This window comes from Actinophytocola sp. (assembly GCF_045807065.1).
Lineage (GTDB): Bacteria > Actinomycetota > Actinomycetes > Mycobacteriales > Pseudonocardiaceae > Actinophytocola.
This window is the reverse complement of the sequence record NZ_JBJMIE010000539.1, coordinates 1-13,437: the sequence shown is the minus strand read 5'-3', so window position 1 is coordinate 13,437 and position 13,437 is coordinate 1. Positions and strand designations below refer to the sequence as shown.

At 71.6% G+C, this 13,437-nt stretch carries 11 protein-coding genes; 2 read left to right on the top strand and 9 right to left on the bottom strand.

Annotated features, from left to right (window positions below; translation table 11 throughout):
* Together ACJ73U_RS31645 and ACJ73U_RS31640 are read right to left on the bottom strand one after the other, a co-directional pair.
* Positions 1-3,535: amino acid adenylation domain-containing protein (locus ACJ73U_RS31645; RefSeq protein WP_407781400.1), on the bottom strand; the 3,535-nt coding region annotated here is incomplete at its 3' end.
* 53 nt (positions 3,536-3,588) lie between these two features.
* A complete protein-coding gene (locus ACJ73U_RS31640) occupies positions 3,589-3,963 on the bottom strand; it encodes a nuclear transport factor 2 family protein (RefSeq protein ID WP_407781399.1) in 375 nt (124 codons plus the stop codon).
* Positions 3,964-4,313: 350 nt separating this feature from the next.
* Between ACJ73U_RS31640 and ACJ73U_RS31635 the strand changes: the two genes are divergently transcribed.
* A complete protein-coding gene (locus ACJ73U_RS31635) occupies positions 4,314-5,612 on the top strand; it encodes a cysteate synthase (protein WP_407781398.1) in 1,299 nt (432 codons plus the stop codon).
* A 47-nt stretch (positions 5,613-5,659) separates the two neighbouring features.
* Here ACJ73U_RS31635 and ACJ73U_RS31630 read toward each other — a convergent pair whose 3' ends face one another.
* The 7 genes from ACJ73U_RS31630 to ACJ73U_RS31600 are packed head-to-tail and all read right to left on the bottom strand — an operon-like array spanning position 5,660 to position 11,503.
* Entirely contained in the window at positions 5,660-6,694 is a 1,035-nt protein-coding gene (locus tag ACJ73U_RS31630; RefSeq protein WP_407781397.1) for an aldo/keto reductase, read from the bottom strand.
* Positions 6,695-6,736: 42 nt separating this feature from the next.
* The gene (locus ACJ73U_RS31625) at positions 6,737-7,021 is read right to left on the bottom strand and encodes a DUF1330 domain-containing protein (protein ID WP_407781396.1); all 285 of its coding nucleotides are present in this window, start codon (positions 7,019-7,021) and stop codon (positions 6,737-6,739) included.
* Entirely contained in the window at positions 7,018-8,025 is a 1,008-nt protein-coding gene (locus ACJ73U_RS31620) for an ornithine cyclodeaminase family protein (protein ID WP_407781395.1), read from the bottom strand. Before ACJ73U_RS31620 ends, ACJ73U_RS31625 begins: the two co-directional genes overlap by 4 nt.
* Before the next feature lie 37 nt (positions 8,026-8,062).
* Positions 8,063-8,707, bottom strand: a complete 645-nt coding sequence (locus tag ACJ73U_RS31615) for a hypothetical protein (RefSeq protein WP_407781394.1) — start codon at positions 8,705-8,707, stop codon at positions 8,063-8,065.
* Positions 8,708-8,754: 47 nt separating this feature from the next.
* Positions 8,755-9,744, bottom strand: a complete 990-nt coding sequence (locus ACJ73U_RS31610) for an aminotransferase class IV (protein ID WP_407781393.1) — start codon at positions 9,742-9,744, stop codon at positions 8,755-8,757.
* Complete coding sequence (locus tag ACJ73U_RS31605; RefSeq protein WP_407781392.1) at positions 9,744-11,159, bottom strand: phenylacetate--CoA ligase family protein; 1,416 nt, start codon at positions 11,157-11,159, stop codon at positions 9,744-9,746. The genes ACJ73U_RS31610 and ACJ73U_RS31605 overlap by 1 nt, the downstream gene beginning before the upstream one ends.
* Before the next feature lie 17 nt (positions 11,160-11,176).
* Positions 11,177-11,503: a Dabb family protein gene (locus tag ACJ73U_RS31600; protein ID WP_407781391.1), complete on the bottom strand. Its 327-nt coding sequence runs from the start codon at positions 11,501-11,503 to the stop codon at positions 11,177-11,179.
* A gap of 358 nt (positions 11,504-11,861) precedes the next feature.
* Between ACJ73U_RS31600 and ACJ73U_RS31595 the strand changes: the two genes are divergently transcribed.
* Positions 11,862-13,424: a 2-isopropylmalate synthase gene (locus ACJ73U_RS31595; protein WP_407781390.1), complete on the top strand. Its 1,563-nt coding sequence runs from the start codon at positions 11,862-11,864 to the stop codon at positions 13,422-13,424.
* Positions 13,425-13,437: the final 13 nt, after the last annotated feature.

Sequence of the window (13,437 nt, the reverse complement as noted above, 5' to 3'; positions counted from 1 at the left end):
CGTTCAGCTCCGCCAGGAGCAGCCCGTAGCTCCACCCGTCGAACAGCAGGTGGTGGTGGGTGAGCACGAGCAGCACCCCGCCGTCCCCCAGCCGCACCCTGGTGAGCCGGGCCAGCGGCGCGCTCGCCAGGTCGAACCCGGCTCGCCGGTCCGCCAGGAGGAACTCGGCCACGGCCGACGAGTCCCGCCCGGCGAGGTCCACCGACCGGACGGGCACGGTGACCGTCCCGGCCACCACCTGCGCCGGCCGATCCGTGCGCTGCCACCGGAAGGCGCTGCGCAACGCGTCGTGCCGGTCGAACAGCACCTGCCACGCCACGGCCACGCGGTCGGCGTCCTGCTCGCTCAACCGCCAACTGCGCTGCTCGACGTAGACGCCCGAGCCCGGCCACAGCAAGGCCGGGAACAGCATTCCGGCCTGCACCGGGGTGACGGCGTACTCGCCGTCGTCGAGCGAGCGCAACGCCTCGGTCATCGCGGCACGCAGCCGGTCCACCGTCGCGGGCAGATACCGGTCGGCGCTGTAGTCGACCCGGACGGTCAGCATCCCGTCCACGATGCTCGCGACCACGGCGAGATCGTGGGTCCGGCGATCACCCGGGTCCACCGGGACCAGGTCCGGCCGGATCCGCCACCGCCTGGTGCCCTGTCCGCCGATCCGGCCGAGGTAGTTGACGCTGATCGTGCCCGGCCCGGCGACCCGCTCGCCCCGCGCGCGCAGCAGTCCGTGGCCGATTCCCCTGGCGGGCACGGCCCGCAACCGACGGCGCACCTCGGCGACGCCGTCCGGCACGGTGGACAGGTCCGGCAGTCGGAACGGGAAGATCGTGGTGAACCAGCCGACCGTCCTGACCAGGTCGACCTCGTCGGTGAGCGGTTCGCGGCCGTGCGACTCCAGGTCGACCACGCGCTCGGCGGGCCCGGCCAGTTCGGTGAGCCCGTGGTTGAGCGCGGCCAGCAACCGTTCCTCGACCGTGCCCCGGTCGTCGGCCAGCAACCGTTCGGTGCCCGCCCGGTCCAGGGTGAAGTGGCAGCTGCGTTGCGCGCCGGCCGAGTTGTCCCCCGGCAGGTCGGCCGGCAGGCCGGGGCCGGCGTCCGCCGCCTGCCACAGCGGCAGTTCGCCGAGCACCTCCTGGCTGTCGGCGTGCTCGGCCAGCGCCGCGGTCCAACGCGCGAACGAGGTGGTCCGCGACAGGTCCGGCGGCGTTGCCGAGTCGTAGTGGGACCACAGGTCCTCCAGCAGGATGCGCCACGACACCGCGTCCACCACCAGGTGGTGTGCCACGAGCACCAACTCGCCGCTGTCGCCCTGGTCGAGCACCACGGCACGCAGCAGCGGCGGCCGTTCCAGCACCAACGCCCGGCCCGCGCCGTCGGCCTGCCGCCGCAGCACCTCCGCACGTTCTTCCGCTGGCAGGCCGTGCACGGGCAGGACCCGCAGCGGCACATCGGCGACCGACTCGGCCGGGACCACCTGCTGGTGCCAGCTCCCCGCGGTGTCCCGCCAGAACCGCAGCCGCAACGCGTCGTGCTGGGCGAGCAGGGCGTTGAGTGCCGACCGCAGCCGCGCCCGGTTCACCCGCTCGGTCAGCTCGACCACGACCGGCTGGGTGAAGTGCTCCGGATGCGCCCGGTCCTGGTCGAGGAACCAGCGCTGCACCGGGGTGAGCGGCAGGTCCTCGGTGCGCTGTTCCTCGGCTCGGGTGTCCGGGGTGGACGGAGCGGACGTGGACGCGATGCCGGCGAGGGCGGCCACCGTCCGGTGGGCGAAGAAGGCACGCGGGGTGAGGGTGAGGCCGTGCCGGGCGGCCCTGGCGACCACCTGCATGATCACGATCGAGTCGCCGCCGACCTGGAAGAAGTCCTCGTCGACGCCTACCCGGTCCAGGCCGAGCAGGTCCTGCCAGATCTCGGCCAGCACCCGTTCGGCGGACGTGCGGGGCGCCACGTGAGGCACGCCCCGGTCGATCTCCGGTTCGGGCAGCGCACGCCGGTCCACCTTGCCGTTCGCGTTCAGCGGCAACGCGTCGAGCACCACGAACGCGGCGGGCACCAGGTAGTCGGGCAACCGCTCGGCGGCGAAGTCCCGCAGCAGCGCGGAAAGCGCACCGGTGTCCCGGCTGCCGTCCGGCACGACGTAGCCGACCAGCCGTTTGCCGCCTCGGCCGTCGTCCCGGCCGAGCACCACCGCCGTCCTGACCCCGGGGCATTCCGCGAGCGCGGACTCGACCTCGGCCGGCTCGACGCGGAACCCGCGGATCTTCACCTGGTCGTCCGCCCGGCCGGCGAACTCCAGCAGCCCTTCTCCGGTCCAGCGGGCCAGGTCCCCGGTCCGGTAGAGCCGCCCGCCCGGTGGCCCGAACAGGTCGGGGACGAACCGCTGCGCGGTCAGCTCCGGCCTGCCGTGGTATCCGTGGGCCAACCCGTCCCCGCCGACGAACACCTCGCCGACCGCGCCCCGGCGCACCGGCCGCAACCGCTCGTCGAGCAGGTAGATCCGGGTGTTCGCGATCGGTCGTCCGATCGGGACGACAGGCCGCACGGCGTCCACGACGCCCACCTGGTGGGTAGCGACGAACACCATGCTCTCCACCGGCCCGTACCCGTGCACCAGACGCGGGCCGGGCCGGCGGCGCAGCACTCGCAGCATGTGGCCCGGCGAGCCGACCTCGCCGCCGGTCATCACCTGCCGCACGGTGTCGAAGACGGCCGGGTAGTCGTCCACCATCACCCGGAACAGCCCGGCCGAGAGCCACACGGTGGTGACCCCGTGCCGTTCGACGAGTTCGGCGACCACCGCGGGGTCGGGACTCTGGCCGGGGGCGAGCACGCACGCCGCGCCGTGCAGCAGCGCCGCCCACAGCTCCAGGGTGAGCCCGTCCCACGACACCGGCGCGGCCTGCAGGAAGACCTCGTCCGGTCCGAAGTGGATGTAGTCCTGGCCGAAGAACGTGCGCACGGTGGCGCGGTGCGGGCAGATCACGCCCTGTGGCGTGCCGGTGGTTCCCGACGTGAACAGGACGCACGCGACGTCGTCCGGCCCGACCGCGACCGGGGGCCGCGAGGCGGGCAGGTCTCCCACCCCGGTCGCCGGATCGTCGACGACCACCGTGGTCCGACCGTCCGGCGGCAGCAAGGCCACGGTGCCCCGGGAGACGACCACGGCGCCGACGCCGTTCGCCGCGATCGCGGCGAGCCGGGCCGGCGGGTGGGCGGGGTCGAGCGGCACGTACCCCGCGCCGGCCTTCAGCGCCGCCAGCAGCGCGACGACCAGCTCGACGCCCCGGTGGAGGCAGACACCCACCAGGTCGCCCCGGCCGACGCCGCGCCGGACCAGCAGGTGCGCCAACCGGTTCGCGCGTTCGTCGAGCTCGCGGTAGGTCACCGACTCCGCGCCGGACAGCAACGCGACCGCGTCCGGCGTCCGGCGGGCGTGCCGCTCGAACAGCTCGTGCACGCACGAGTCAGCCGGGTAGTCGACCGCGGTGTCGTTGTACTCGACCGTCAGCACACGGCTCTCGTCGAGCGCCTCCACGGACAAAGTCCGTACCCCCCAGGACGTGGTGGAATGGGATCGGGCGCACCGGCTCACACGGCCGGTGCGAAGAAGAACGTCTCCCGCCGCGAGAACAGGCCGTCGGCCGCGACCTCGAAGAAGTCCGCGAACCGGATCCGCACGTCGCTGCCGTCCTTCAGGCGGCCGGTGAACTCGCCGTGCACCGCCGTCCTCGGCCCGTCGGTGAGCACCGCCGACAGCACGTGCCTGCCGGACTCGATCACCCGCTCGCCGGTGTAGAACGCGGTCAGCTCGGCACGACCGACCAGCGGCCGGTAGCCAGGGCGGTGGTACACCGAGTCCTCGGCGAACAGCTCGACGAGCTCACTGACCCGGTTGGCGTCCACCAGCCGGTAGTAGCGCTCGACCGCCGCCCGGCCGGTCCGCGCCGGCATCGGGGACGTCATGACTCGACCTCGACCATCGCCCCAGTCCCTTTCAGCAGGAAACAGCGAAGCCCCGCAACAACGATGAAAGACCCCCATTGCGGCGGCATCGGAGCGGCATTTCCCAACCGCCACGACCCGAACTATCCAGGCGACAGTCCCACAGACCGATACGAGTGTCAAGCAGTCGCCGAAGATTCAGGTTTCCGCATCCGACACCGACTCGCGCTCGACGACGACGACAGTTTGCTGCACACTGCGACAAGGGACCGGAACGCGAGCATTCCGACTCGCGCGTCTCTTTCTTCCGGCCGGCCGAGCAGTGAACCCGGCAAGCCGGACGCCACCACCCACGGAAAGGTCGAAAACGCATGGGGGAATTTCGCCACTACCACCTGCGATGTCCGGTGTGCGGGGACCGTACCGAAGACGACGGGATCACCAACGAATGCCGCAACGACCACGAACCCGCACTGTTGAGCGCCTGCTACCAGGCCGGCGAACTCCGACCGGATGACGCTGAGCAGGGCGTATACCGCTACCGGGCATGGCTTCCGGTGGGCAGGTCGCTGCCGGGCACCGCACGGACGGCCGTCTTCCGCGGCGAGCGCATCGGCCGGTCGATCGGCCTGGCCGACCTGTGGCTCGCCTTCAACGGGTACTGGCCGGAAAAGGGCGCGGAACTGGAGACGGCCACGTTCAAGGATCTGGAAGCCTATACCGTTCTCGGCCGTTTGCCCGCCCAATCACCGACCCTGGTCGTGGCATCGGCGGGCAACACCGCGGCGGCATTCGCCGCGGCTTGTTCGAAATATGAGATGAATTGTTTGCTGATCATTCCGGAAAGTGGCATGCGGCGTCTGGTACTGCCCCGCGAGACAACCCGCGGAATCGCACTCGTCGTCGTCGAGCAAGGCGATTACACCGACGCCATCAACCTTTCCGAGGAAATCGGCAGGCTGCCCGGCTTCGTACTCGAGGGCGGCGCGAAGAACGTCGGCAGGCGGGACGGCCTCGGCACCGTGATGCTGTCCGCCTTCGAGGAGATGGGCCGTCTTCCCGACTTCTACTTCCAGGCCGTCGGCAGTGGCACCGGGGCGATCGCCGCCCACGAGGCCGCGCGGCGGCTGGCGGGCCCCGGGACCAGGCCACCTCGACTGATGATGTGCCAGAACGCCGCGTTCGCCCCGCTGCACGACGCCTGGCGGACCGGCAGGCTCCCCGGTTCGGCGCCCTCCGATCCCCGTGCCGACCGCGCGGCGGTGCGCGGCGTCGTCGCCGACGAGCTGACCAACCGGCGGCCGCCGTACGCCATCCGTGGCGGAGTGCGGGATGTCCTGCTGGACAGCGGCGGTGACGTGCTGGTGGCCGACTCGGCGGCGACCAGGTCGGCGATCGCGCGGTTCGAGGAGCTGGAAGGCATCGACGTCGAGCCGGCCGCCGGGGTGGCGCTCGCGTGCCTGTCCGCCGCCGTCGACTCGGGACAGGTCCCGGCGGACGCGTGCGTGCTGCTGAACGTGACCGGCGGCGGCCGGGCACGGGCGATGCGGGAGAAGCCCGCCGTGCCGGTCGAACCCGCGTCGCGGGTTCGGGTGGTGGCAGGCGAGGTGTCCCGGCCGGTGGAGCAGCTGGCCGAGCTGTCCTCTCCCGCGTCCCGGGACCTCGCCTGACCACCGTGGCCGCCCGCGTCCCGCGACGCGGGCGGCCGGGCCGGCGGTCAGACATGGGCGGGGCGACGGCGAAGCGCCTTGTCGGCGAGCGCGGGCGGTTGCCAGATCGACTCGGTGGGCAGGAGGGTCCGTCCCGGCGGGACGATCGCATCGATCGCGTCCAGCACAGCCGGTTCGAGCCGCACAGCGTGCGCGTCGAGCTGGCCGGTCAGCTGCTCCGCGGTCCGCGGGCCGATGATCACCGAGGTCACCGCCGGGTGCTGCAGCACGAACGCCAGCGCGAGGTGGACCAGCGGGACGCCCGTCTCTTCGGCGAGCTCGCCGAACGCGTCCGCCGCGGCGAGCAGCTCGGCGTTGTGCGGCGCGGTCGCGTCGTACAACGCGGGCATCAGCCGCTCGCGGTGCCCCGGCTCATGGGGCCCGTCCGCCCGGTAGCGGCCGGACAGCCACCCACCCGCCAGCGGCGACCAGGTGAGCACGCCGAGCCCGTACTGCTCGCAGACCGGCAGCACGTCGGCCTCCACGCCCCTGGCGAGCAGCGAGTAGGGCGGCTGCTCGGTGGCGAACCGCCCGCAACCGCGCCGCTGCGCCGCCCACTGCCCCGCCACGATCTGGTGCGCGGGAAACGTCGACGTGCCCGCGTAGCGCACCTTGCCGGCACGGACCAGGTCGTCGAGCGCGCCGAGCGACTCCGCCACGTCGACGGCCGGGTCCGGCCGGTGCAGTTGGTACAGGTCGATCCAGTCGGTGCCCAGCCTGCGCAGGCTGTGCTCGCACGCCCGGATGATCCACCGCCGTGAGTTGCCGCCTGAGCCGGGCTCTCCCGGCATCGGGAAGTGGAGCTTGGTGGCCAGCACGACGCCGTCCCGGCGGCCGGCCAGCGCCTTGCCGACGATCTCCTCGGACTCCCCCGCGGCGTAGATGTCCGCGGTGTCCACGAAGTTGATGCCGGCGTCCAGCGCGGCGTGCACCATCCGCACGCACGCGTCGTGGTCGGTGTTGCCCAGCGCGCCGAACATCATCGTGCCGAGGCACAGCGGGGACACCGCGACGCCAGTGCGACCAAGGGTACGTAGTCTCACGAATGCTCTCCCAGGGGTGTGTCTCGTCGAGTCCTGGCGCGGTCAGCCGTCGAGGATGACCAGGTCCATCCGCACGCCGGCACGCAACGGCACGATCGCCCGGTACTCGGGCGAGTCGTACCAGCGCCGGGCGTGGTCGGCGCTGGGGAACCGCATGACCGACAGGTGCGTCGGCCGCCAGTCGCCTTCCAGCACGTCGATAGCGCCACCCCGGATGGCGAAGCCGCCGCCGTAGAGCTCCAGCGTGGCCAGCACCTTCGCGCGGTACTCGGCCATCGCCACCGGGTCGGGGACGTGCCCGACGTCACCGATCACGAAGGTGGTCATGGCGCCACCAGCCGCTCGGCACCCATCGGCACGACCGTGCCGACCCCTGCGTCGGCCGCCAGCCTGGCCACCGCGAACCCGGACGCGATGTCCTGCGCGGCCAGTCCGAGCGACTTGTACAGGGTGATCTCGTCCCGCCCGGTCCGGCCGGGATGCCGGCCGAGCAACACCTCACCGAGCTCGGCACGCACATGACCGTCGCCGGTCAGCCCTTCCTCGAGCGGGACCAGGAGGTCCCCGGACTCGGCGGCGGCGGACTCCCGGCTGTCGACGAAGACCGCGCACCGCGCCACCGCGTCGGAGTGCAGCTCCCTGGCGTCGCGCAGGGAGGCGCCGACGGCGTTGACGTGTGCGCCGCCGGCCAACGCCTCGCCGGGCACCACCGGGTCCTTCGTGGACGTCGTGGTGCACACGAGATCCGCGCCGGCCAGGGCGTCCGGCACCGAGTCCACCACCTCGACCGGGACGTCCAGCCACGTGGCCGCCCAGTCGCGCAGCTTCCTCGCCCGTGCCGCCGTGCGGTTCCACACGCGGACCCGCCGCAGGTCACGCACCGCGTCCATCGCCTGGAGATGGCTCCTGGCCTGCACGCCCGCACCCAGCACAGCCAGGTCACCGGCGTCCGGCCGGGCCAACGCGTCGGTGGCGACCGCGGAGACGGCCGCCGTGCGGATCGCGGTCAGCTCGGCACAGTCGATGACCGCCGCGGGCGCACCGGTGTCGGCGTCGAACACGACCACCACACCCACGTGCACCGGCAGGCCCTTCGCCGCGTTGTCCAGCTTGAGCATGATGGCCTTCAGGCCGTACCCGGCGTCGCCGTCACCGCCCACGTGACACGGCATGCTCGCGAAGACGGCCGGGTCGGCCTCGGGGCGCAGGATCGTCCGCAGCGGCTGGGTGACCAGGCCGCCGCTGAACTTCCGCATCGCCTCGGCCATCACCGGGATGGCCGTCGTCATCGGGTAGACCGCGCGTACGGCCTCCGCGTCCAGCAGCAGCACCGCTTCCTCCTCGTCGTGCCTGACAGGGTCGTGCGCCTCACGGGGACGTCGGGACGGATCGCAGCAGCCGCTCCTCCGGGTCGGCCACGAACACCGACCAGACCATCCGGATGGGCCTGGTACGGGAGATGAACTCCAGCTCACAGCTCTCCGCGGCGTTCTGGGTGGTCAGCGCGAGGTCGAACGCGCCGTCCCGGACCGCCATGGCCGCGGCGCTGGTGGAGTTCACCGTGGTGACGGCGCGGGCGGCGTACCCCTCGGGCAGCAGCTGCCGGATCAGCGGCACCGGCGAGGGGTGGGTCGCGATGGTCGGTTCCTTGACCACGGCGGCCATGCCGCGCCGTCTCGCCAGCCCGTACAGCGGTGTGTCCATCACGAACACACCGGACACGGCGAGCACGGTGTCCATGTAGAACTCGTTGATCGCCTTGTACGCGTTGGCGACCACGACGTGGCTCACCTCGCCCGCCCGCAGCGCCACCCCGCCGGCCTCGTACGTGTCGTACAACCGCACTCTCGGCGGGCTGCCGGAGCTGCCGGCGAGGTGTCGCCACCAGAGCCCGGCGGCCTGCTCGCTGCTCGTGCCGGGTGGCCCGAGCGTGCCGATCACCGTGAGCGGTTCGCGCCCGGCCGCCTCGACGTCTATCCACCCCAGTGACTCCACGATCGCGCTGCCCTTCATGGTCGCCCCGGCTGCGCGCCGGGTGGTCGTTTGCGGTACACGCTGTCTCAGCGGGGCCCGACGGTGGTGAGCCAGCTGGTCCGTCCCGGGTGCTCGGCCCGGACCACCCGCTGGTAGGTCTCGGCCAGGCGGGCGCCGACCGGTCCGGGGGCGCCGTCGCCGATCGGCCTGCCGTCGAGCTCGACCACCGGCGCGATGCCGATCCCGGTGCCGGTGAGCAGCAACTCCTCGCCGAGCACCAGGTCGGCCGGGTCCAGGTCGGCCTCGGTCGCGGGCAGGCAGAGCTCGGCGGCCAGCGCCAGCACCGTGTCCCTGGTGACCCCCGCGAGGATCCCGGTGGACACCGGCGGGGTGTGGAGCACGCCGTCCTGGACGACGAACACGTTGGCGGTGGTCGCCTCGCCGACCCTGCCGTCGGCGGTCAGCATGATGGCGTCGTCGCACCCGGCGGCCCTCGCCTCTTCCAGCGCCAGCGCGTTGGTCACGTACCCGCCGGTGATCTTGGCCTGGGCGGGCAGGGTGTCCCGGCGCGGCAGGCGCCACGAGCTGACCACGCACCGAAGACCGCCCGCGGGGGTGTAGTCACCGAGCTCGGAGGCCACGATCGACAGCGCGTCGGACACCCCGCTCAACCCCACCCCCGGCGCCGTGCCGGGCAGCAGACCGAGCTTGTAGGCGAGGGGCCGGACGTAGCTGTCCGACGAGAAGCCGTTGCGGGCCAACAGCTCCACGGTGATGTCGGCCAGCTCGGCCGCACTGTGGCCGAGGTCGACGCGCATCAGTCGGCAGGACCGCAGGAACCGCCGGTAGTGCTCGGCCAACCGGAACAGGTGCACGCGGCCGTCCGCGCCCGCGTACCCGCGGATGCCCTCGAAGACACCGGTCCCGTAGTGCAGTCCCTGCGTGGTCAACGGCAGCCGCGCCTCGTCCAACGGCACGAACTCGTCGGCGTGGAACGCCCAGCGACCCGGGCGGGGCCTGGGTGGCGCGGCCGGGGCGCCGGTGCCGGTCTCCCGACCGACCGCTGACGTCCGCATCAGGCCCTCCTGGCGGCGAGTGCGTGCGCCACCCTGGTCTCGTGGTCGTCGGGGCTCCTGCGGTCCACGACCCGTGCGGCCTTCCAGCTCACCATCGCCCCGGTGCCGGTGATCGCGCCGGGGTCGCCGAAGGAGACCAGCAGCTCGACGCCCAGTTCGCGCGCGCAGTCCTCGACGGTGGCGGCCAGTGCCGGGTCGGTCGGGTCGACATCGCCCTGCAGCACCAGGGTGACCCGGTCGGCGCCGGTGGTCCCCCGGTCCAGGACCACCTGGTAGTCGAGGTAGCCGCGGACGTGCCTGAGCAGCAGGTTCTCCAGGTCGTACCCGGTGACCGGGTGGTCGTTGAGCACCAGCTCGTCGCGGACCCGGCCCAGCACCTCCAGGGTGGGCACCGGCGCCGCGGCCCCCGCCGCGGCGGGGTACATCCGCACGAGGTCCCCCGTCCGGTAGCGGACCAGCGGTTTCGCACCCTGGTACAGGTTGGTGACGACCAGCTCGCCCTGGCGCACCCCGCTCGCGTCGGCAGGTGTCGGCGCCAGTGTCACCGGGTCCACCACCTCGTAGTAGTTGATCAGCGGCGCGGTGCTCAGGCTGCCGTCACCGGTGACCGCGGCGAGCACGGACGCCTCCTGCGAGGCGTACAGGGCGTTGTGGGCCGTGGCACCCCAGAGTTCGCCGATGTTGGCCAGCAGGCCGGGAGAGGCCAGCTCGCCGGTCAGCATCAGCACGTCCAGGTGGAAGTCCGCACGCGTGTCCAGTCCGGACTCCCTGGCCTTCTTGGCCAGTGCCAACGCCATTCCCGGCGTGCAGAACAGACCGGTGACCGGCAGCAGCCGCATCACCTCCAGTGCCCGGGGGAACCCGATCATCGGGGAGTGCGGCCACATCTTCGCCACCGCCAACCCGAGGTTCCGGCACACGTCGCCGAAGGTGTCGCCGGTGGCGTGCAGCTCGCTCGGCCCCGCGACGCCGATCACCTGGGCGTCGCCGAACCGGCCGAACACGGTGCGGTAGTACTCGGTCAGCACGGTGTTGTTGTGCACGCTGTCCACATTGTCCCGCGGGCACGGGGTGGCCGCGCCGGTCGTGCCGGTGGTCTCGTAGAAGATCCACGCCGCCGGCACCGGCCGGGACAGCAGGTCGAACTGGGCCTCGCGCAGATCCGCCTTGCTGGTGAACGGGATCGACGCCAGTTCCGCCTCGGTCAGCGGACCGTCGTCGGCGAGTCGGACGCCGGCCAGCCGCGAACGGTAGAAAGTGGACCGTTCCCGCACGTAGGAGACGGTCGTGCGGAAGAGTTCCGCCTGGTGCTCGGCGAGTCGGCGGGGGTCCCACCGGCCCGCGAGCAGCTCGACGTGCTGATCCCACAGCCGGGCGGTCAGCTCCGCCGACTCGGGGTGGTACACGGTGAACACTGGGCCCCAATCCCCCGCTAGCGCGCGGGTGCACTCGACTGGACCAGGTCGTCCTCGGCCAGGTCGGCCACCACCCAGTCGCTGATCTCCCGCCACAACGCGACGGACTCCTGGTGGAACGGGTGCACCAGGTACCGCTGCAGGGCCTCGTCGTCCCGGACCAACCCCATGACCACGTAGTCGTACGCGATGTCACGAGCCGAGACGTTGCGGCCGACCCGCCACTCGATCAGCTCGGTGACCCGGGCGCCGACCTGCTCGGCCTTGCGCTCGGCGGCCGCGACCCGCTCGTCGCCCCAGTGGATGCCGGGCTTGAGCTTGAACAGCACGATGTGCCGGATCATCGCCAGATCGCCTCCGTGACCGCCATCCGCCGGTCCCCCGTTCCCGTTTTCCGCGCGCCCCGGTATCGCACCGGCGATACCGGCGCATGGCGCGAAATGATGGTTCATCCCCAGGTGCCCGGACTCCCCGGGCCGGCCCCACGCTAGCAAAGCTCTTCGACTCCGGCAACCAATTCCGGGCCCACTTTCTCCCTTGACTTCTCGGCGGACGGTGTGGAAGACATTGCGGGTGCGCCCGCGCGTGAAAATCGGCGGACCGAACGTGTTGAAGCCATCTTTCATCTCGCCTCGGCGCGCGGCCGTGCGGATCTCGTACGAATTGGCGCCGCGTAGCGCTTTTTTCATCGAAAGGTGAATCATGCTGTCTTCCGAGCAACGTCCCAGTTCGATGCCGGCACACCGGTACCGGCCGTACACGCCTATCGGATTGACCGATCGGCAATGGCCGAACCGGCGGATGACCAAGGCCCCGCTGTGGGGCAGCGTCGATTTGCGCGACGGCAACCAGTCGCTGATCGACCCGATGGACATCCACCGCAAGCGGCGCATGTTCGAGCTGCTGGTGCGGCTCGGCTTCAAGGAGATCGAAGTGGGTTTCCCCACGTCAGGCCGGGCGGACTGGTCGTTCGTACGTGACCTCACCGAGCGCGGCGCCATACCGGACGACGTGTTGGTGCAGGTGATGAGCCCGGCGCGCGACGACCTCATCGGGCCGACCGTGCGGTGTCTGGAGGGAATACCGAAGGCGATTCTGCAGATACACAACCCCATTTCCACCGTGCAACGGCGTGTCGTGTTCGACATGGACCGGAGCCAGGTCAAAAAGCTGGCACTGACCGCCGCCGAGTACGCGATGCGCATGCGTGACTCCGCCAGGGCACGGGGGACCGCGCTGTCGCTGCAGTACGCCCCGGAATCGTTCACGCAGGCCGAACCGGAATTCGGCCTCGAGGTGTGCAACGCGATAGTGGACCTGTGGCAGCGGTCCGGTGACGAAGACGTCCGGATCAACATCCCGGCAACTGTCGAGGTGTTTCCACCGCAGGAGTTCGGCGATCGGATCGAATGGATTAACCGAAATCTGTCGCAGCGCGACTCGGTCATTCTCGGCATTCATCCGCACAACGACCGGGGGACCGCGGTCGCCGCCGCCGAATTCGGTCTGCTGGCGGGTGCCGACCGGATCGAGGGAACGCTGTTCGGCAACGGCGAGCGGACCGGCAACGTGTGCCTGGTGACGTTGGCGATGAACATGCTGTCGCAGGGCGTCGACCCGATGCTGGAGTTCGGCGACCTGGACGAGGTCCGGCGGATCGCCGAGGAGTGCACCGGGCTGCCGGTGTCGCCGCGGCACCCGTGGGGCGGGGACCTGGTCTACACCTCCTTCGCCGGTTCGCACCAGGACGCGATCAGCAAGGGGTTGGCCGCGCAGCGCCCCGAAGAGCCGTGGGACGTGCCCTACCTGCCGATCGATCCCGGCGACATCGGCCGCGACTACAAGGCGCTGATCCGGATCAGCAACCAGTCCGGCAAGGGCGGCATCGCCTACCTGCTGCGCACCGAGTACGGCCTCGACCTGCCGCGGCGCATGCAGATCGAGTTCGCCGCGCTGGTACAGGAGTACCTCGACGAGCACGGCGGTGAGGTCTCCGCCGAGCTGCTGTGGACCCTGTTCCACCAGGAGTACCTGGCCGCCGACGCGACCGCCAACGGCCAGGGAGACGCCCGACCGGTGCTGCTGGCGACCGTCCGGCAGAACTCGACCACCGGTGACACCGAGGAACACGCCTGCTTCTGCGAGGTCCAGGTGGGCTCCACGACCTGCTGGGGAGCGGGGGTGGCCGGCGACCTCGCCGCCGCGGAGGTCGCCGCGTTCCGCAGCGCCGCGCACCGAGCCGCCGCCGCGGCCCTGGTTCCCTGACCGCGGGTCCGGG